This window comes from Lysobacter sp. P5_C4 (genome assembly GCF_054049695.1).
Genome location: NZ_JBFULX010000003.1, coordinates 383,373 through 402,697 on the forward strand (window position 1 = coordinate 383,373; position 19,325 = coordinate 402,697).

At 66.8% G+C, this 19,325-nt stretch carries 18 protein-coding genes and 1 other RNA gene; 9 read left to right on the plus strand and 10 right to left on the minus strand.

What is annotated here, in order from left to right; genetic code table 11:
- Window positions 1-4: 4 nt before the first annotated feature.
- Together carA and dapB are read right to left on the minus strand one after the other, a co-directional pair.
- Entirely contained in the window at window positions 5-1,144 is a 1,140-nt protein-coding gene (carA, locus tag ACXJJ8_RS09760; RefSeq protein WP_499029378.1) for a glutamine-hydrolyzing carbamoyl-phosphate synthase small subunit, read from the minus strand.
- A 181-nt stretch (window positions 1,145-1,325) separates the two neighbouring features.
- A complete protein-coding gene (dapB, locus tag ACXJJ8_RS09765) occupies window positions 1,326-2,057 on the minus strand; it encodes a 4-hydroxy-tetrahydrodipicolinate reductase (protein ID WP_499029380.1) in 732 nt (243 codons plus the stop codon).
- Between the two features lie 215 nt (window positions 2,058-2,272).
- On the opposite strand from dapB, the gene ACXJJ8_RS09770 reads away from it, so the two are divergent.
- Together ACXJJ8_RS09770 and ACXJJ8_RS09775 are read left to right on the plus strand one after the other, a co-directional pair.
- Window positions 2,273-3,823: a tyrosinase family protein gene (locus ACXJJ8_RS09770; RefSeq protein WP_499029382.1), complete on the plus strand. Its 1,551-nt coding sequence runs from the start codon at window positions 2,273-2,275 to the stop codon at window positions 3,821-3,823.
- Between the two features lie 170 nt (window positions 3,824-3,993).
- Window positions 3,994-5,502 carry a tyrosinase family protein gene (locus ACXJJ8_RS09775; protein WP_499029384.1) on the plus strand — a complete coding sequence of 503 codons (1,509 nt, stop codon included), beginning with the start codon at window positions 3,994-3,996 and terminating at the stop codon, window positions 5,500-5,502.
- Window positions 5,503-5,574: 72 nt separating this feature from the next.
- On the opposite strand, the gene dnaJ is transcribed toward ACXJJ8_RS09775, so the two are convergent.
- From dnaJ to hrcA, 4 genes are all read right to left on the minus strand, one after another.
- Window positions 5,575-6,702 (minus strand): molecular chaperone DnaJ, encoded by a 1,128-nt coding sequence (gene dnaJ, locus ACXJJ8_RS09780; protein WP_499029386.1) that lies wholly within the window; start codon window positions 6,700-6,702, stop codon window positions 5,575-5,577.
- A gap of 6 nt (window positions 6,703-6,708) precedes the next feature.
- Window positions 6,709-8,625: a molecular chaperone DnaK gene (gene dnaK, locus ACXJJ8_RS09785; protein WP_499029387.1), complete on the minus strand. Its 1,917-nt coding sequence runs from the start codon at window positions 8,623-8,625 to the stop codon at window positions 6,709-6,711.
- Between the two features lie 109 nt (window positions 8,626-8,734).
- Window positions 8,735-9,250 (minus strand): nucleotide exchange factor GrpE, encoded by a 516-nt coding sequence (grpE, locus tag ACXJJ8_RS09790; protein ID WP_499029389.1) that lies wholly within the window; start codon window positions 9,248-9,250, stop codon window positions 8,735-8,737.
- Between the two features lie 86 nt (window positions 9,251-9,336).
- Window positions 9,337-10,389 carry a heat-inducible transcriptional repressor HrcA gene (gene hrcA / locus ACXJJ8_RS09795; RefSeq protein WP_499029391.1) on the minus strand — a complete coding sequence of 351 codons (1,053 nt, stop codon included), beginning with the start codon at window positions 10,387-10,389 and terminating at the stop codon, window positions 9,337-9,339.
- A gap of 80 nt (window positions 10,390-10,469) precedes the next feature.
- Here hrcA and recN point away from each other — a divergent pair, with 80 nt between their 5' ends.
- Window positions 10,470-12,140, plus strand: a complete 1,671-nt coding sequence (recN, locus tag ACXJJ8_RS09800; RefSeq protein ID WP_499029393.1) for a DNA repair protein RecN — start codon at window positions 10,470-10,472, stop codon at window positions 12,138-12,140.
- Window positions 12,141-12,225: 85 nt separating this feature from the next.
- Here the strand turns inward: recN and fur are convergent, their stop codons facing one another.
- On the minus strand, window positions 12,226-12,630 hold the full coding sequence (gene fur, locus ACXJJ8_RS09805; protein WP_499029602.1) for a ferric iron uptake transcriptional regulator: 405 nt from the start codon (window positions 12,628-12,630) through the stop codon (window positions 12,226-12,228).
- Between the two features lie 49 nt (window positions 12,631-12,679).
- Between fur and ACXJJ8_RS09810 the strand changes: the two genes are divergently transcribed.
- Window positions 12,680-13,075: an outer membrane protein assembly factor BamE gene (locus ACXJJ8_RS09810; RefSeq protein ID WP_499029395.1), complete on the plus strand. Its 396-nt coding sequence runs from the start codon at window positions 12,680-12,682 to the stop codon at window positions 13,073-13,075.
- Here ACXJJ8_RS09810 and ACXJJ8_RS09815 read toward each other — a convergent pair.
- Window positions 13,072-13,365 (minus strand): RnfH family protein, encoded by a 294-nt coding sequence (locus tag ACXJJ8_RS09815; protein ID WP_499029398.1) that lies wholly within the window; start codon window positions 13,363-13,365, stop codon window positions 13,072-13,074. The genes ACXJJ8_RS09810 and ACXJJ8_RS09815 overlap by 4 nt on opposite strands.
- Before the next feature lie 4 nt (window positions 13,366-13,369).
- A complete protein-coding gene (locus tag ACXJJ8_RS09820) occupies window positions 13,370-13,801 on the minus strand; it encodes a type II toxin-antitoxin system RatA family toxin (protein WP_499029400.1) in 432 nt (143 codons plus the stop codon).
- A 30-nt stretch (window positions 13,802-13,831) separates the two neighbouring features.
- On the opposite strand from ACXJJ8_RS09820, the gene smpB reads away from it, so the two are divergent.
- Both smpB and ACXJJ8_RS09830 read left to right on the plus strand, forming a co-directional pair.
- Window positions 13,832-14,353, plus strand: a complete 522-nt coding sequence (gene smpB / locus ACXJJ8_RS09825) for an SsrA-binding protein SmpB (RefSeq protein ID WP_499029402.1) — start codon at window positions 13,832-13,834, stop codon at window positions 14,351-14,353.
- A 15-nt stretch (window positions 14,354-14,368) separates the two neighbouring features.
- Window positions 14,369-14,737, plus strand: a complete 369-nt coding sequence (locus ACXJJ8_RS09830) for a hypothetical protein (protein WP_499029404.1) — start codon at window positions 14,369-14,371, stop codon at window positions 14,735-14,737.
- A 61-nt stretch (window positions 14,738-14,798) separates the two neighbouring features.
- On the opposite strand, the gene ACXJJ8_RS09835 is transcribed toward ACXJJ8_RS09830, so the two are convergent.
- Window positions 14,799-16,625, minus strand: coding sequence for a sensor histidine kinase (locus ACXJJ8_RS09835; protein ID WP_499029407.1), 1,827 nt, complete (start codon window positions 16,623-16,625; stop codon window positions 14,799-14,801).
- A gap of 108 nt (window positions 16,626-16,733) precedes the next feature.
- Here ACXJJ8_RS09835 and ssrA point away from each other — a divergent pair.
- The 3 genes from ssrA (at window position 16,734) to ACXJJ8_RS09850 (ending at window position 19,260) form a co-directional block, all read left to right on the plus strand.
- Window positions 16,734-17,087: a transfer-messenger RNA gene (gene ssrA / locus ACXJJ8_RS09840) on the plus strand.
- 172 nt (window positions 17,088-17,259) lie between these two features.
- Window positions 17,260-18,489: a tyrosine-type recombinase/integrase gene (locus ACXJJ8_RS09845; protein ID WP_499029409.1), complete on the plus strand. Its 1,230-nt coding sequence runs from the start codon at window positions 17,260-17,262 to the stop codon at window positions 18,487-18,489.
- Between the two features lie 102 nt (window positions 18,490-18,591).
- Entirely contained in the window at window positions 18,592-19,260 is a 669-nt protein-coding gene (locus ACXJJ8_RS09850; protein WP_499029411.1) for a hypothetical protein, read from the plus strand.
- The last annotated feature ends 65 nt before the right edge of the window (window positions 19,261-19,325 follow it).

Below are 19,325 nucleotides of genomic sequence, written 5' to 3' on the forward strand. Positions count from 1 at the left end.
CAGATTATTTCCGGGCTTCCATCGCGTCGATGAAGCGGTCGAAGAGTGGTGCGACGTCGTGTGGGCCCGGGCTTGCTTCGGGATGTCCCTGGAACGAGAACGCAGGTGCGTCGGTCAAGGCGATGCCTTGGTTGCTGCCGTCGAACAAGGAGCGGTGCGTGACCTTCGCGTTTCCGGGCAGCGAGTCTTCGTCCACCGCGAACCCGTGGTTCTGCGAGGTGATCATCACGCGGCCGGAGTCCAGGTCGATGACCGGATGGTTCGCGCCATGGTGGCCGAACTTCATCTTGCTGGTCGTCGCACCGATGGCCAGGCCCAGGAGTTGATGGCCCAGGCAAATGCCGTAGGTCGGGAGCTTGCGGTCGACGAAGGTGCGGATCGCGTCGATCGCGTAGTCGCACGGTGCCGGGTCGCCGGGGCCGTTGGACAGGAACACGCCATCGGGCTGCATCGCCAGCACATCCGAAGCCGGGGTCTGCGCGGGCACGACCGTCACCGCGCAGCCGCGCTCGGCCAGCATGCGCAGGATGTTCTGCTTCACGCCGAAATCGTAGGCGACGACCTTGTACTTCGAAGGGGTTTCGACGAAGGCGTTTCGATCCAGGTCGAGCTGTCCCTCGGTCCACGGGTACGCCGTGCGCGTGCTCACTTCCTTCGCCAGGTCCATGCCCTTCAGGCCGGGGAACTTGCGGGCGGCTTCGATCGCCTTCTCCACGTCGAGCACTTCACCGGCGCTGGACGCGGCGAGCAGCGCGCCATTCATCGCGCCGCGATCGCGCAGCAGCCGCGTGAGCTTGCGGGTGTCGATGTCGGCGATGGCCACCACGCCGCGCTGCTTCATCCACTCGGGCAGCGCCTGCTGGTTGCGCCAGTTGCTCGGGCGGCGCGGGACGTCGCGCACGATCAGGCCGGCGGCCCAGACCTGGCGCGCCTCGTCGTCCTGGTCGGTGCAACCGGTGTTGCCGATGTGGGGATAGGTCAGCGTGACGAGCTGGCGCGCATAGGAGGGGTCGGTGAGGATCTCCTGGTAGCCGGTCATCGCGGTGTTGAACACCACTTCGCCGACGGAAAGGCCGGGCGCGCCTACGGAAACGCCCTCGAAGATCGTGCCGTCTTCGAGTGCGAGGAGTGCGGTTGGGGTCACGGGCTTCGCCTATGTCGGGGGGATGCCCCTGGCCGCGAACCCGGAAAGAGGTTGCAGCAAAGCGCGAACGCGGCGTTTCTTCCGGTCCGTGCTGGCAGGTGGCAGGCGAGCCGGGATTGTACCGATGAAGGACGCGTCCGACAAACGATGCCGCCGGTTTCCGTGCGCGAGCCGCCGCCGATCAGCCCAACAGGTCGCCGATCCGGTAGCACCCGGCCGGCCGGCGCGCGAGCCACGCCGCGGCGTGGAGCGCGCCGCGGGCGAAGATGTCGCGGTTGGTCGCTCGGTGCGTGAGCTCGATGCGCTCGCCGAGGGTCGCAAACTGCACCGTGTGCTCGCCGACGATGTCCCCGGCGCGCAGCGATGCATAGCGCGGGATCGCGCCGCCCTGCCCCGCGGCATCGCCGAGGGTGAGCGCGGTGCCCGAGGGCGCATCGAGCTTGCGCACGTGGTGTTGCTCGACGATGTCCACGTCCCAGCCGGGCAATGCACGCGCGGCGCGTTCGACCAGGTTGGTGAGCACCGCCACCCCGAGGCTGAAGTTCGATGCCCACAACACCGGAATGCGCTGGCCGGCCGCGTCGAGCGCGGCGCGTTGCGTTTCCGAAAGCCCCGTCGTGCCGCTGACCAGCGCGCAACCCTGCGCAAGGCAATGCGCAAGCACCCCGTCGAAGGCTTCGGGCAGGCTGAAGTCGACGACGACATCGCACTCGGGCGCGGCGGCCAGCTCGTTGGAGGCGAACTGCGGCACGCCGTCGATCACCCGCTGCCCGACCTTGCGCGACACCGCACCGACGACGCTGAAGGCTTCCGGCCGCTCCGCTGCCAGCCGCAGGAGCGACTGGCCCATGCGCCCGGTGGCGCCGTGGACCAGCAAGCGATTCGGTGAAGCCGGCGTGAGGAATTCGTCCATGTGGGTGAGGCTAGCCGAACTGCTTTGCCCGCGCCACGCGTGACGAGGCGATGACGTTGCTGAACTCCTCGTGCGGATCGAAGCGGCCATGACCGGAATCTCACGCGAATCACGGTCTTGTGTGACGAAGGGCGCCGGGAAATGGGTTGGATGGGACTGGGAAGGACCATCCGCGGCGGACTTCGAACCATCGATTCGTTTCGCGGAGAGTTCCAATGATTTCGCTGTCCCGCCGCCGCTTCCTGCAAGGGGCCAGCGCGATGCCGCTGGCCGCATGGCTTTCGAACAACGCGTTCGCCCAATCCATGTCGCTCGTGCGTTACGACATCGCCTCGCCGCAGGGCCTGGACATGTTGACGACGTACGCCAACGCAATGCGCGCGATGCTCGCGCGCCCCGAAACCGACCCCACCAGCTGGCTCTGGCAGTGGTACACGCATTTCGTCAGCGGTGCGACCACCAAGGCCAATGAACTGACGCGCATCTTCGGCGCGACGGTCACGCCGCAGAGCATGCTGGCCAACGAAATGTGGAACACCTGCCAGTCGCACGCCGGGCAGAACACCAACCATTTCCTGCCCTGGCATCGCATGTTCGTGTTCTTCTTCGAACAGATCATCCGCGAAGTCAGCGGCCGGCCGGACTTCACCCTCCCCTATTGGGATTACACCTCGGCCGATCCGCTCAAGCGCGGCATCGTGCCGCTGCAGTTCCGACTGCCGCTCGACCCGGTGTTCAACGTGCTGTATCGCTCCAATCGCACCTCGCTCGCCAACACCGGCCAGCGCATCGACAAGACGCAGCCGACCGACCAGATGGACATCAGCGCGACGATGGCGTGCGCGGCCTACAGCACGGTCGGCACCGTGCTGGGCTTCTGCCGTTCCATCGATTCCAACATCCACGGGCGCATCCACGTGCTCGTGGGCACCGCCTCGAACATGGGCGCGGTGCCCTACGCCGCGCGTGACCCGCTGTTCTGGGTCCACCACTCCACCATCGATCGCATGTGGGCGAGTTGGAACGCCAACTACGCCGGCGTGAACCCGACCTCGACCTGGGGCAACACCCAGTTCGTGTTCGCCGATCGCCTGGGCCAGCGCGTGACGGGAAAACTGAAGGACTTCTTCAGCACGAGCGTCCTCGGTTACCAGTACGACTCGCTGATCGCACCGCCGCCTCCGCCGCCGCCTCCGCCGCAACAACAGCAGCAGGCCCCGAAGAAGAAGAGGACGCTCACCACCGTGCAGCGTGTCGCCGCCCTGATGGCGAGTACCCCCGAACGCGTGGCTTCGTCCGTGACGATGGCCGAACTGGGCGCGACCAACACGCGCGTGAACGTGGAGCGCCTCGCGTTGGCCAAGCAGGTCTCGCCGATGCTGGGCCTGGTGCCGGCCACCGCGCCGCAGCGCACTTACCTGGTATTGAAAAACCTGCATACGTGGAAGCAGCCCGAAGTGCTCTATCACGTGTACCTGGGGCCCGCGAAGGGCGCCCAGGCCAACGCCCCGCTGAACAAGAACACCTATGTCGGCGCGATCAACTTCTTCGATGCGGAATTCCACGATCACGGCGGCCATGGCGCGAAGCTGGATACCGCACTGGGCGAGAACTTCTTCAGCTTCGACGTGACCGAGTTGTTGCGCCGTTTCGAGCGCAGTGGCGCGGTTTCGCGCGATGCATTGCAGGTGACGTTCGTGCCGGGCGGCAAGCCCCGCGCGGGCGCAGGCAGCTTGGTCGCGAGCATCGAGTTGGTGCGTCAGTAAACGTTCACCGTCGCGCGCCCGGGGCGGGCGCGCGACGAAGGCAGGGGGCTGCAGTTCGCTTTCACGAGGGCCGCTTACACCCTGCCGTCACTCGGCCGAAGGTCATCCTTTCGCCCATCGCGGCGGGGGGCGAGTTCCACTGCTGCATGCGAATCGCAGGAGTAGGACTTATGAGCGTGATGACCCCGAGCAATCTGACCCGACGCAATCTGATCAAGGGCATCGCGGCAACGCCGCTGGTGTTCGGTTTCGCGCGCAATGCCCGCGCAGCCACGTTGTTGCGTTGCGATCTGTCCACGCCCGGCGGCCAGGACATGCTGGCCACCTACGCCGACGCGATCCGCCTGATGCAGGCGATGACGCCCGACAATCCCCTGAGCTGGACGTGGCAGTGGTACACGCACTTCGTCGATGGCGCGACCGTCAAGGCGGACGAAGTCACGCGCGTGTGGGGCGATGCGATCACGCCGCAGCGCACCCTGGCCGAGGAAGTCTGGAATACGTGCCAGTCGCACTCCGGCCAGAGTTCGAACTTCTTCCTGCCCTGGCACCGCTATTACGTCTTCATGCTCGAACGCATTATCCGCGTCGTCACCGGGCGCACGGATTTCGTGATGCCCTATTGGAACTACACCTCGGCCGATCCCGCCCAGCGCGGCGTGGTGCCGGCGCAGTTCCGCATGCCCGACGACCCGGTCTTCGGCGTGCTGTACCGGCCGAACCGTGTGTCCCGCGCGAACAGCGGCATGCCTATCCATGCGCTGCAGCCGGGCGATGCGATGAACGTCGACGAGGCGATGTCGAAGACGAACTACAGCACCGTCGGCAGCGTGACCGGCTTCGGCCGCACGGTCGATTCGACCATCCACGGCCGCATCCACACGCTGGTGGGCAACACGCGCGGCATGGGCGCGGTGCCGTACGCGGGCAACGATCCGTTGTTCTTCGTCCATCACGCCAACATCGACCGCATGTGGGCGAGCTGGAACAAGAACGGCAACAAGAACCCGACTGACGCGGTGGCCAACCCCTGGATCAACACCACGTTCACCCTCGCCGACGAGCGCGGCCTGCGCCAGACGCGCGCGGCCAAGAACCTCTTCAGCGCACTGCAGTTGGGCTACGACTACGACGCGTTCTTCCCGCGTCCGCCGGCTGCACCGACCACGCCGCCGCCCGCGACGCTGGCTGCCAAGGGCGTGGCCGGGGCGCAGAAGGTCGCGTCCGCCGTCAACATGGTGAACCTGGGCGCGGCGCCGACGACAGTCAAACTCGCGCGCGAGCCCAACGCCAAGGCGACCGCGATGCTCGGCCTCGACGCCGACGCGCGCCACACCTACTTGGTGCTGCGCAAGCTGCACGCCTGGAAGCAGCCGGGCGTGCTTTACCACGTCTATCTGTGCGAGTCGCCGAACACGGTGCCCGCCGCGCGGAACTACGTGGGGAACATCAACTTCTTCGACGCCGAATTCCACGAACACGGCGGCGGCAGCAAACTCGACACCGCGCTGGGCGACAACTTCTACAGCTTCGATGTCACGCCGCTGCTCGCGGGCCTGGCGAAGACCAACCATTCGAGTTCCACGCGCGACATGCTGTTCGTGAAGCTCGTTCCCGGCGGTCCGCCGGAGAAAGGTGCCGATGCGATGGTGGCGCAGGTGGACCTGATCCGGCAGTAATTGCCGGAGGACCGAAAACGACAAGGCCCGCATATCGCGGGCCTTGTGCTTGTTGGACCAGTCGTCCTGCGATCAGTTCGTCATCCGATCCCAGAATCCCTTCACGCCATCGATGAACGTGCTCGACTTCGGTGAGTGCTTGCGCGCACCGTCGCCGACGAAGGTCGCTTCGAACTTCTCCAGGATCTCGCGCTGTTCGGCGGTGAGGTTCACCGGCGTTTCGACGACCGCCTTGCAATACAGATCGCCGGGCGCGCGGCTGCGCACCGAACGCACGCCGCGATCGCGCAGGCGGAACACCTTGCCCGTCTGCGTTTCGGCGGGCACGCGCAATTCGAGTTCGCCGTGCAGCGTGGGCACGCGGATCGTGTCCCCCAGGGCGGCCTGCGAGATGCGGATCGGGATTTCGCAATGCAGGTCGTCGCCATCGCGTTCGAAAATGGCGTGCGGGCGCACGCGCACCTCGACGAACAGATCGCCCGGCGGCGTGCCCGGCGGACCGGCTTCGCCTTCGCCCTGCAGGCGGATGCGGTCGCCGTTGTCGACGCCGGCCGGGATCTTCACCGACAGGACTTTCTCTTCCTCCAGGCGGCCCTGCCCCATGCACGGCTTGCACGGATTGGGGATCGTCTTGCCGCGCCCGGCGCAATGCGGGCAGGTCTGCTGCATCTGGAAGATGCCGCGCTGCATCCGCACCTGGCCGCGGCCGTGGCAGGTCCTGCAGTCTTCGAGCACGCCGTCGTTGGAACCGGTGCCCGCGCAGTGGTGGCACGAGACAAGCGTCGGCACTTCGATGCGCTTGTCCAGGCCCGACACCGCTTCTTCGAGATCCAGCTCCATCACGTAGCCGATGTCGGCGCCGCGGCGTGGACCGCCGCGCGCACCGCCACCGCCGAAGATGTTGCCGAAGATGTCGCCGAAAATATCGCCCATGTCGGCGTACCCGGCACCGCCGGGCCCGCCGCCGCCCATGCCGTTTTCGAACGCGGCATGGCCGTGCTGGTCGTAGACGCGGCGCTTGGCCGGCTCCGACAACACTTCATAGGCTTCCTTGCATTCCTTGAACGCGGCTTCCGCGGCGTGGTCGCCGGGGTTGCGGTCGGGGTGGTGCTTCATCGCGCAGCGGCGGTAGGCCTTCTTCAGGTCATCCTCGCTGGCGTCCCGGGCAACGCCGAGGACTTCGTAGTAGTCGCGTTTCATGCGTGCTTACTTCTTGTCGTCCTTGACCTCGGTGAACTCGGCATCGACGACGTCGTCGCCCGCCGCACCGCCGCCTTGCGGGCCACCGGCGTCGCCGCCGCCCTGTCCGCCCGAGGCCGCCGCGGCCAGCGACTGCGCCGCTTCTTCCAGCCCGCGCGTCTTGGCCTCGATCTGCGCCTTGTCGTCGCCCTTCATCGCCGTTTCAAGTTCCGACAGCGCGCCTTCGACGCGACCGATGACATCGCCACCGACCTTGCTGCCGTGCTCGGTGATCGCGCTGCGCACCGAATGGATCAGCGCGTCGGCCTGGTTGCGGGCCTGCACGAGGTCATGGAACTTCTTGTCGTCCTCGCGATGCGCTTCGGCGTCCTGCACCATCCGCTGGATTTCTTCGTCCGACAGGCCAGAGCCGGCCTTGATCTCGACCTTCTGCTCCTTGCCCGTCTTCTTGTCCTTGGCATGCACGTGCAGGATGCCGTTGGCGTCGATGTCGAAGGAGACTTCGATCTGCGGCATGCCGCGCGGCGCGGCGTCGATGCCGGCCAGGTCGAAGCGCGCCAGCGACTTGTTGTAGCGCGCCTGTTCGCGTTCGCCCTGCAGCACGTGCACCGTCACCGCGGACTGGTTGTCCTCGGCGGTGGAGAAGGTCTGCGAGGCCTTGGTCGGGATCGTGGTGTTCTTCTCGATGATCTTGGTGAACACGCCGCCGAGGGTTTCGATGCCCAGGCTGAGCGGGGTCACGTCGAGCAGCAGCACGTCCTTGACGTCGCCGGCGAGCACGCCGCCCTGGATGGCCGCGCCGAGCGCGACGGCTTCATCGGGGTTGACGTCCTTGCGCGGTTCCTTGCCGAAGAACTCGCCCACCATCGCCTGCACCTTCGGCATGCGGGTCTGGCCGCCGACGAGGATGACTTCGCTGATTTCGCTGGCGCGCAGGCCGGCGTCGTTCAGCGCGATGCGGCACGGTTCGATCGTCTTCTTGACCAGGTCGTCGACCAGCGCTTCGAGCTTGGCGCGCGTGAGCTTGATGTTCAGGTGCTTGGGACCCGACGCATCGGCCGTGACGTACGGCAGGTTCACTTCGGTCTGCTGCGCGGAGGACAGCTCGATCTTCGCGCGCTCGGCGGCGTCCTTCAGGCGCTGCAACGCGAGCGGATCCTTGCGCAGGTCGATGCCTTGGTCCTTGAGGAATTCCTCGACGAGGTAATCGATGACGCGCTTGTCGAAGTCTTCGCCGCCCAGGAACGTATCTCCGTTGGTCGACAGCACTTCGACCTGCATCTCGCCGTCGACCGACGCGATCTCGATGATCGAGACGTCGAACGTGCCGCCGCCCAGGTCGTACACGGCCACCTTGCGGTCGCCGCCCTTCTTGTCCATGCCGTAGGCCAGCGCGGCCGCGGTCGGCTCGTTGATGATGCGCTTGACCTCCAGGCCCGCGATGCGGCCGGCGTCCTTGGTCGCCTGGCGCTGGCTGTCGTTGAAGTAGGCCGGCACCGTGATGACCGCTTCGGTCACCGTCTCGCCCAGGTAGGCCTCGGCGGTCTTCTTCATCTTCTCGAGCACGCGCGCGGAGACTTCCTGCGGCGAAAGCTTCTTGCCGTCGCTCGTTGCGACCCACGCGTCACCGTTGTCGTGCTCGACGATCTGGTAGGACACCAGGCCGATGTCCTTCTGGACCTCGGCATCCTTGAACTTGCGGCCGATGAGGCGCTTCACCGCGAAGAAGGTGTTCTTCGGGTTGGTCACCGCCTGGCGCTTGGCCGAGGCGCCGACCAGGACTTCGCCATCCTTGGTGTAAGCCACGGTGGACGGCGTGGTGCGGTCGCCCTCGCTGTTCTCGATGACGCGCGCCTTGCCGCCTTCCATGATCGCCACGCACGAGTTCGTCGTGCCCAGGTCGATGCCGATGATCTTGCCCATTGTGTCTCCCTCCAGGATCTATTCGAATTTGGTTGGCGGCCGTGCCGCCGGAATGCCTGCGATGTAGGGGTGCGCGCGGCCGCTTCAAGAGGCCGGCGGCGTCAACCGTTCAGTCGCGTCGCGCCACGACCACCAGTGCCGGGCGCAACAGCCGCTCGTTCAGCACGTAGCCTTTCTGGAACAGCTGCGCGACGCTGCCCGGCGGCAACGCGCCGGCTTCGACCATGCTCATGGCCTGGTGGCGTTCGGGGTCGAAGGTGTCGCCCGCCTGCGGGGCCACTTCGAGCAAGCCGTTGGCTTCCGCGATGCGGTGCAGCTGGCGCAGCGTGAGTTCCATGCCTTCGCGCAGCGGGTCGGCCTTCTCGGCGGCCGCCAGGCCCGCTTCCATGCTGTCGAACAGCGGCAGCAGCTCGGAAAGCAGGCGTTCGTTGGCGAACTTCCGCGCCATTTCCACGTCGCGCGCGAGGCGCTTGCGCTGGTTGTCGAGGTCGGCGCGCTCGCGCAGTTGCTCGGCGCGGAGTTGTTCGAGTTCGCCCCGGAGGGCTTCGATCTGGTCCTGCGGCACGTCCTCGTGGTCGAGGGCGGCGTCGGCGTCCTGGGGTTCCTGCGTGGGTTCCTGGATCATGCGAATCGGTCCGTTCGGCGGCGTCCTCGCCACCCGTGGTCTCAGCGATGCGGCCGGACCGACCGGCTTTCAAGCCCCGGGGGCGACTATCCGCCCGAGTTCGACTCCAGCGCCTTGCCCAGGACCCCCGCGGCCGCCTGCACCACCGGGATCACGCGGTCGTAGGCCATGCGCGTCGGCCCGATCACCCCGAGCACGCCCAGGACACGCCCCCCCGCGCCATAGGGCGCGGTGACCAGGGAGACCGATTCGAGCGGGGCGACCCCGCTTTCCTCCCCGATGAACACGCGGACGCCCGGCGCACGTGCGGTGCGTTCGAGCAACTGCAGGATCTCGCGCTTGCGGGAGAAGGCTTCGAACAGATCGCGCAGGCGGTCCAGGTCCGACAGGTCCTGCACGCCCATCAGGCGGGTCTGGCCGGCGAGCACGACATCGTCGCCGCCGTCGGGCGCGAGGGCCTGTTCGGCCAGCTCGACGGTGTGCGCCATCAAGGTTTCCATTTCCATGCGCGCCGCCCGCAATTCATGCACGAGCGTGGTGCGGATGTCCTGCAGCGGGCGCCCGGCGAAATGCTGGTTCAGGTAATTGGCGACACGTTCGAGCTCGCCGGCGTCCCAGGTCCGGCGCGTGTGCAGGATCCGGTTCTGCACGTCGTTGTCGGCGAAAACGAGAATCGCGAGCACGCGGTTGGCGTCGAGCGCGACGAAATCGATGTGGCGAAAGGCGAACTGTTCGCGCCTGGGCACGCCGACGACGCCGACGAAATGCGTCATCGCCGACAACAGTTCCGATGCGTTGCCGAGCAGCGCCTGCGTGCCCGAGCCCGCCGGCAATTCCTGCCGGAGACGCGCGAGTTCCCCTTCCGGCAGCGGCTTGACCTGCACCAGCGAATCGACGAACACGCGATAGCCCTGCGTCGTCGGGATGCGGCCGGCGGAGGTGTGCGGCGAGGTCAGCAGCCCGCCTTCTTCCAGGTCGGCGAGGATGTTGCGGATGGTGGCGGGGCTGATGTCCAGGCCGGCGTGGCGCGCCAACGTCTGCGAACCAACCGGTTCGCCATCGCGGATGTAACGCCCGATGAGGGTGCGCAACAACTGGCGTGCGCGCGGATCGAGTTCGGGGTCGGGTCGGGTGGCCATCAAGCCGGTATAAGCCCGCTGCGCGAGGTGCGCAACAGGAATCGCTTCGGGCGAGACGCAGGACCGTTTACGCTTACGCCATGCTCACGCACCTCGCCATCCAGGACTTCGCGGTCGTCCGCGCCGCGGAACTCGATTTCGGCCCCGGCCTGACCGTGATTTCCGGTGAAACCGGCGCCGGCAAATCCCTGCTCGTCGACGCGCTCGGTTTTCTCTCCGGCGCCCGCGCCGACAGCGGCGTGGTCCGGCACGGCGCCGAGCGCGCGGAATTGATCGCCGTCTTCGCACTCCACGACGCGCCCGAAGCGGCCGCGTGGTTGCGCGAGCAGGAACTCGACGACGCCGGCGAGGCCTGCCAATTGCGTCGCACGCTGCGCGCCGACGGCGGTTCGAAGGCGTGGATCAACGGGCGGCCGGCGACGATCGCGCAACTGGGCGAACTGGCGGGCCTGCTCGTCGAAATCCACGGGCAACACGAGCACCAGGCCCTGATGTCGCGCGGTAGCCAGCTCGCGCTGCTCGATGCATTCGGCCGCAATGAAGGCAAGCTCGCCGATGTGCAGGGCGCCGCGCGTGCCTGGTCTGCGCTGATGCGCGAACGCGATGCCCTCTCGCAGCGCGGGGACCCCGGCGATCGCCTCGGCTTCCTGGAACACCAACTCGCGGAATTGCGGCGGGAAGCGCTGGCGCCGGAGGCGTTCGCCGAACTCGTTGCCGCGCACAAGCGCCACGCGCACGCCGCCGGGCTGATCGCCGCCTGCGATGACGCCGGCGCCAGCCTCGGCGGCGACGACGGCCCGTCGCTCGGCCGCCAATTGCAGCAGGTCCGCAACGCACTCGCGCGCCAGGCCGAACACGAGCCGCGCCTGGCGGACATCGACGCGATGCTCGACATCGCCGCCATCCAGATCGACGAAGCGGCCTCGCTGTTGGAGCGCGTGCGCGCCGATCTCGACGTCGACCCGGCCGCCTTCGACACACTGGATCGCAAACTCGTGCAGCTGCACGACCTGGCACGCAAGCATCGTGTCGCGCCGGATGCACTGGCCGCGCAACGCGATGCGATCGAAGCCGAAGTCGCGGCGTTGCACGGGTCGGAAGAACGCGTTCGCGCGCTCGACGGCGAAATCGAAACCGCGCGCGCCGCGTGGCAAACCGCCGCGACGGCATTGACGAAAGCCCGCACGAAGGCAGCGAGCGCGTTGTCGGGGGCGACCACCACGCTCATCGGCGAACTGGGGATGGGCGGCGGCCGCTTTTCGGTCGCGATCGAACCGAACGCCGCCGCAGATCCGGACCCGCTGGGCGCCGAGCGCGTCGAATTCCTCGTCGCCGCCAACCCCGGCCAGCCGGCGCGCGCGCTGCGCAAGGTCGCTTCCGGCGGCGAACTCTCGCGCATCTCGCTGGCGATCGAAGTGGCCGCGCTGGGCCTGGATGCCGTGCCGACAATGGTGTTCGACGAAGTGGATTCGGGGATCGGCGGCGCGGTGGCCGACATCGTTGGCCAGAAATTGCGCGCCCTCGGCGGCAAGCGCCAGGCGTTGTGCGTGACCCACCTGCCCCAGGTCGCGGCGCAGGGGCATGCCCACTACCGCGTCAGCAAGGCCGCGAGCGAAGGCATGACCCAGAGCGCGGTGCGCAAACTGGAAGCGAAGGACCGCGAGGAAGAACTCGCCCGCATGCTGGGCGGCGTGGAAGTGAGCAAGGAAGCGCGGGCCGCGGCAAGACGATTGCTGGCCGACGCCAACTGATCGATCTGGTGGAAGCGCCCCTTTTTAGTGGAAGGGGCGCGCGACAGCGGGGGTATTGGGCAAGCCGCGCTCGCGCGATCGCGTCTTACGTGCGCTTTTTGCGCACATACAACACCAACGCATGTTCTTCGATCTCGTACCCGTGTTGGGCCGCGATCTGCTTCTGCAGTTCCTCGATCTGCGCGCTCTGGAACTCGATGACCTTGCCGGTCTCGATGTCGACCATGTGGTCGTGGTGTTCCCCGCGATCCAGCTCGTAGACCGCGTGGCCGCCCTCGAAGTTGTGCTTCAGGACCAGGCCGGCGGCCTCGAACTGCGTGAGCACGCGGTACACCGTGGCCAGCCCGATTTCGTCCCCGTGGTCCAGCAACTGGCGGTAGATGTCCTCGGCCGTCATGTGGCGCGGGCGGGTCTGCTCCAATAGCTCGAGGATCCGCATCCGCGGATGCGTGACCTTCAGCCCGGCCTTGCGGAGATCCTGCTGTTCCATGGCGCCGGAGTGTATCATCGGCCCTCCCCGCGCCAGCCCCGAAGACCGAATGCGCAAGCTGCTCATCGCCCTGTCCCTGACCGTCCTGACTTCCGGCTGCGGCGTGCTGTACCGCACGCCGATCTACCAGGGCAACCTGCTCGAGAAGACCAACGTCGAGCAACTCCAGCAAGGCATGGACAAGCGCCAGGTGATGAACCTGCTCGGCTCGCCTTCGGTCGCCGATCCCTTCCATCACGATCGTTGGGATTACGTCGCCACGCAGCGCACCGGCCGCGTCGGCCCGACGGAACGGAAGACGCTGACGCTGTGGTTCGAAAACGACCAGCTCGCCAAGTGGGACGGCGAATACTTCGGCGAGCAGGACCAGGCGCTCGCCAAGGAAATGCGCGACCACTACGGCAACTTGCCGGTCGACAAGAAAAAGAAGAAGCAGGGCCGCTAAGCGCCGCCCTGTTTCGAAGGCGCGCCCGGGCGCGCGGCGCGTCGCCGGCGCGCGTCCTTCGGGTCGGCCACCAGCGGACGCAACAATTCGATCCGGTCCCCCTCGCGCAGCACGCTCTGCGGCGAGGCGCGCACCCCGTGCAACGCCAGGCCATCGATGCCGCGCGATGCCAGCGACTCGGGCGTGAAGCCCGCCGATTCCAGCGCCTGTGCCACGGTCGCACCGATCGGCAAGGTCACCTGCCACGACTCGAACGCCCGCGGCACCGCCAGCACGATCTCCACGCGCATGCGCCTACTCCGCGCCGCGGTCGGCCGCGCGCACGAAATCGTCGACCATGCGATCGGCCAGGCCCTGGAACCCCAGCGCGAAGGCCGGCCCGAGCAATTTGTTCTTCGGTTCAAAGTCGAGCGTGAGCGTCACCTTGCACGCGCACTCGTCCAGCGCATGGAATTGCCAGCGCCCGTGCAGCTTCTTGAACGGCCCGTCCTTCAGGTGCATGTCGATGTGGTGCGGCGGCGCGAGCGTGTTTTCCGTGGTGAACCAGGTGCGCAGCGAACCCAGCCCCAGGTCCAGCCGCGCGACCACGCGACTGTCGTCCTTTTCCAGCACCTGCGCGGCCTCGCACCACTCGAACCGGCGCGGATACGCCGCGATGTCGTTCACCAGCCCGAACATGCGGGCGGCGGAGTGTTCGACGAGGGCGCTGCGCTGGATCGTGGGCATTCGGAGGCGTGTTTCGGCGAGAATGGCGGGATGAACAAGAAAGTGGCCAAGGATAAGGGAAAGCCGGCTTCCGGCGCGGCGAAGGCGCCCTCGCTGAAGACCGTCGCCCTGAACAAGCGGGCGAAACACGAATACCACTTCGAACAGAAGGTCGAGGCCGGCATCGCGCTGCAGGGTTGGGAGCTCAAGGCCATCCGTGCCGGGCGCGCCAACATCGGCGAGGCCTACGCGATCGTGAAGGACGGGGAGCTGTACCTGTTCGGCGCGCAGGTCACGCCGCTGATCTCGGCGTCCACGCATGTCATCGCCGACGCCCACCGCACCCGCAAGCTGCTCCTGCACCGCCGCGAGATCGACGAACTGATCGGCCGCGTGCAGCGTGACGGCTACACGCTCATCCCCACCGCGCTGTACTGGAAGGGCAACAAGATCAAGCTCGAACTCGCGCTGGCACGCGGCAAGCAGACGCACGACAAGCGCGAAGCCAGCAAGGAACGCGACTGGAACCGCGAGAAGCAGCGGCTGTTGCGGCGACACAACAAGAACGCTTGACCTCTTGGGTGCGTAGTGAAGCCCGCTCGAAACGCATTGGCGCGCCGCCGGGAACGTGGAGAGTTCCAAATTTTTTTGGGAAAAAAATTTGAAACTCTCCACGCTGCGGCATCACCTTGCGAGTCGCTTCGATCAAGGGGCTTTCGCTGGGGCAGTGATTGGGGGCTGCAAAGCAAGCTTTGCAGGAAGCCGATCGTTGCGATCAAGAGCGAGCAAATCTCTCCGGAGACTTCGCAACTGCCCTTCGAGCAAAATGAAGGCATACCTGCAAAGCTTGCTTTGCAGCCCCGAGTGAATGCCCGGGCGAAGGCCCTGATCGAAGCGACCACGAAAGGTGATGCCCCAGCGTGGGGAGTTTCAAATTTTTTTCCCAAAAAAATTTGAAACTTCACACGTTCGGGCGGCGCGCCAATCGTTTCCAGCGCGCTTTACCCGGAAAGCCGCTTCAACCCACCCGAAGCGTAAAAGCGAACACCGCCCCCTTCCCCGCTTCGCCCGTCGCCGTGATCGTGCCGCCGTGGCGCTCGACGATGCGTTTCACCGTCGCAAGGCCGATGCCCTCGCCGGCGAACTGCGCGTCGTCGTGCAGGCGCTGGAACGGACGGAAGAGTTTGTCGACGTAAGCCTGGTCGAAGCCGATGCCGTTGTCCTGCACGTAGAAGGTCTCGCCGTCGTCGTGTTGCGCGAAGGCGATGAACGCCTGCTCGCGATCGCGCGTGAACTTCCACGCATTGCCGAGCAGGTTCAAAAGCAGGCTGCGGACCATCGCGGCATCGGCGGTCGCGACCAGCGTGGGCGCGATGTCGAGGGTGACGGGGCGATGCGGCTCGAGCGTGCGCAGGTCGGCGATGATTTCGCCGGCCATGCGCGAGAGGTCCAGGCGTTCGGGCACCAGATCGCCGCGCCCCACGCGTGAGAGCTTGAGCAGGCCTTCGATCAATTCGCTCATGCGCGCCGCCGCGTTGCGCACGCGTCCGAGATAGCCGCGTCCGGTTTCGTCGAGCACCGGCGCATACCGATCCTCGAGCACGCGGCCGAAGCCTTCGATCGCGCGCAAAGGAGCGCGCAGGTCGTGCGACACCGAATAGGCGAAGGTTTCCAGCTCGCGGTTCGCCTCGCTCAATTCGCGCGTGCGCGTGTCCACGCGCGCTTCGAGGCTACGATTCAAGGCACGCACGCGCGCCTCGCTGCGCCGCGCGGCCAGGCTCATGCGCGCAGCCAGGCGCTGCGCCCGCAACTCCGTATGCGCAAGCGACCACACGATGCCGAACAACAACAGCGATGCCAGCAGCCCGACGATCAACGCCGTGCGCAAGGGCGTCAGCCCGGGCGCCGCGGTTTCCAAGGTCCCCGACGCGAATTCGAAATGCCACTGTCGCCCGTAGGCGCGTACGGTGGTGGATTCATGGAATGCCGCTGCATCGCCTTCGCGATAGTCCGGATCGGAATACACCAGATCTCGGCCTCCATCGGTGATGTCGTACAGGCGGAAGGTCACCGAACGCTTGATCGGCGCGAGCGCGACTTCGACGAAACGTGTCACGCGGATCGGCGCGTAGACCCACCCGGTGATCGCGCTTTCCCGCTGCATGTGGGTCGGCGGCGCGAGCCCGCCGGGAAACACGGGCACGTACAACAGGAAACCGCCCGCCTTCGGATCCAGGTCCTGCACCAGCTTCACGCGCGCGCTCATGCGCGGCATCGCTTCGTGCATCGCCGCCAGCATCGCGGTGCGGCGCGCGGGTTCGGAATACATGTCGAAGCCGACCGCGCTGAGGTTCTCCGCCGTGCGCGGTTCGAGATACAGGATGGGCCCGTAACGTTCGCGCTCCCCGCGTGGCCAGATCGACAGCAGGCCGCGGCCGGCGTCGCGCGTGTCGATCTGCAGGCGCTGCATCCCGTAACGGCTGACATACGCCGCATACCCCAGGCCCGTCATCGCGGGGAACCGCTGCGCCAGGCTGAGCCCGTCGACATACGCATGCCATTCGGCGGGACTCGGCCGCGCGACACTCGCGAACAGGGCTGCGCCACCGCGGATCGTCAGCTCGTAATTGACGAGGCGCTGCTGCAGCAACTCGACGATTTCTTCCGTCGAGGCATGGAACTCGGCCTGCGCACCGGCGAGCGCGGTCTCGCGCGCCGCACGCCACGCCGTGAGGACGAGCGCCACGGTGGCGATCAGCACGAGCACCGCCAGCGCGAAACCGGCGAAGCCCGGCGTGGCGCGTGGCGCGTCGGGCGCGGTGGGGGAACGCGGCGCGGACGGCATGGCCCCAGCATAAGCGGCAATGAACCCCAGGCCACGTAGATGGCCCGATGCCTTGCCCTGCCCCGTAACGCCCCTATACTGGCCGGGTCAGCGTGTTTGATGTCTCCCGGGGGTGCACTGGCTTCGACGGGGGTCGCGAAATCGCTTGGCGCATGCCGAGGGGGTAGCTTTCCTCGTTAATCCAGCTGCAAAAACCTAGACGCGAACGACGACGTCTACGCTCTGGCCGCTTAAGGCCTAGCCCCGAACCCACTTGTGCCTGTGCTCGTGGATGTAGGGTCATCATCACAGGATCGGTTGGAGTGGCGACCCGTCAGCTTCGACTTAACCTAAAGCGGGTGTGTCCTGCGGTGTGCCTCGCACGTCGTGTTGCCGCAGGCCGAGAACGAACGGCGAGCTAAGCATGTAGTGCCGGGGATGGAGTGCCTTCGGACGGGGGTTCAATTCCCCCCACCTCCACCATTTAAGTGTTCGACGCAGTACAAATCAGGCCGGAATCCTCAAGAAAAACAGGGATTTCGGCCTTTTTTGTGCCTGACGGCCGGGAACTTGTTCAATTTTGTTTGTTGCAATCCGGGGGCATGAGGGGGCAGCCTTGGGGGCATACGGCCGCCGCCGACAACTCGATGCCCCCATGCCCCTGACCGACACTGCCATCCGCAAGATCAAGCCCACCGACAAGACGCAGCGCATCTACGACGAGCGCGGGCTGTACCTGGAGCTCGCGCCTTCGGGCAGCAAGTTGTGGCGATTGAAGTACCGCGTCGATGGCAAGGAGAAGCGCCTCGCGCTCGGCGCATACCCGGACGTGACCCTCGCCGAAGCGCGCGACAAGCGCGACGCCGCACGCCGCCTGTTGGCCGCTGGCGTCGACCCGAACGAGCAGCGCAAGGCCGCGAAGGCCGCGCGCGTCGAAGCGAACGCCAACAACTTCGAAGCGATCGCGCGCGAGTGGCTGGCGAAGCAGAAGTTCGTGCCGACCTACATGGTGAAGGTGTCGGCATGGTTCGAACGCAACGTGTTCCCCTACATCGGCGCGCGCCCTGTCTCCGAGCTCACCGCCCCCGACTTCCTGCGCGTCCTGCGGCGCGTGGAAGAGCGCGGCGCGCACGAGTCCGCCCACCGCATCAAGCAGAACATCGGCCAGGTAATGCGTTACGCCATCGCCACCGGCCGCGCCGATCGCGACCCGACGGCCGATCTCAAGGGCGCGCTAACCAAGCCCGCCGAGAAGCACCACGCCGCGATCACCGACCCGAAGGAGGTCGGCGGCCTGCTGCGCGCGATCGACACATTCACCGGCACGCACGTCGTCCGCTGCGCGCTGCAACTCGCGCCGCTGCTGTTCGTGCGCCCGAACGAGCTCTGCGCCGCCGAGTGGTCCGAGTTCGACTTCGACACCGTCGAATGGAATATCCCGGCCTCGCGCATGAAAACGGGCCAGCCGCATCTCGTCCCGCTGTGCACGCAGGCAATCGCGATCCTGCGTGACCTCCACCCGCTGACCGGCGCGGGCCGCTACGCCTTCCCTAGCGCGCGCACGCCGCACGCCAACGCCTCGCAGCGCCCGATGACGACGAACGCCCTGCTCGCCGCGTTGCAGCGCATCGGCTACACCGGGGACCAGATGACGACGCACGGCTTCCGTGCCACCGCGCGCACGCTGCTCGACGAAGTGCTCGGCTTCCGGCCCGACTACATCGAGCACCAACTCGCGCACGCGGTTCGCGATCCCAACGGCCGCGCCTACAACCGCACGTCGCACCTGTCCGAGCGCCGGAAGATGATGCAGGCGTGGGCCGACTACCTCGACAGCCTGCGCGCGGACACGTCGAACGTGGTACCGCTCAAGCGCCGCGCCTGATGTAACTTTCACCTTGTCGCGCATAGGACGGCCATCCGAAAACCGGGCACCTTCCCCGGCTGGCGCGACAAATCCTTGAAGGGCGCGACGAAGGACGCGCTGATGATCGACACCACCACTTCCGGTGTGCGCGTCGCGCGCGTTCCGGATGCAACAGACGCCGTGCGACGTCTGTTGGAACTCCACGGGCTCGCGAACGTACCGGGCGACCACACCGAGGCGCTGGCCGCGGCGGTCCGCCGCGCTTGGAAGAAACGCGCACCGCCGGCACACGCACTCGCCGCACGCGAGCGTCAGCAGGCTATCGCCTGCACGCGAACCCTGATGCGCCACCTGGACAGGGCGCCGCGGCGCGCGAGCACCACCGACGACAAGCGCCGGAAGTTAGTTGCGCTCCTCGACACCCTGCACGCGGTCGTGAAGCTCGCGACTTCTTCCGGCTTCAACGTCGTGCCGGTGCTGGAACGCCTGCGCGCGGGCGCGTACACCGCAGACGATCTACACGCGCTCCTGACGGCGTTGGAGGCTATGGCCCCAGGCACGGGCGCGGCACCCCCGCGCGCGCCGTACGCGCGGCTTGTGCGCGGCGGGGTCATGGCATGGGAGGCGAGCGGTCGCGCTGCTGGCTACACGTTCAACCAGTACACCGACCCGCCGACGCTTGAAGGACCGCTGCCGGCGTTTCTGCGCGACCTGATTGCGTCGGCACAGCTGGACGTGCCGACAGACAACACGCTGCACGCGCATCTGGTGAAACTGCAAAACGTGTAGGCGTTCGTACCTTTTTCGGCACCCCGGTCCGAGGTGAATTGTTCGCCCGCGTTCAATTTTGACGC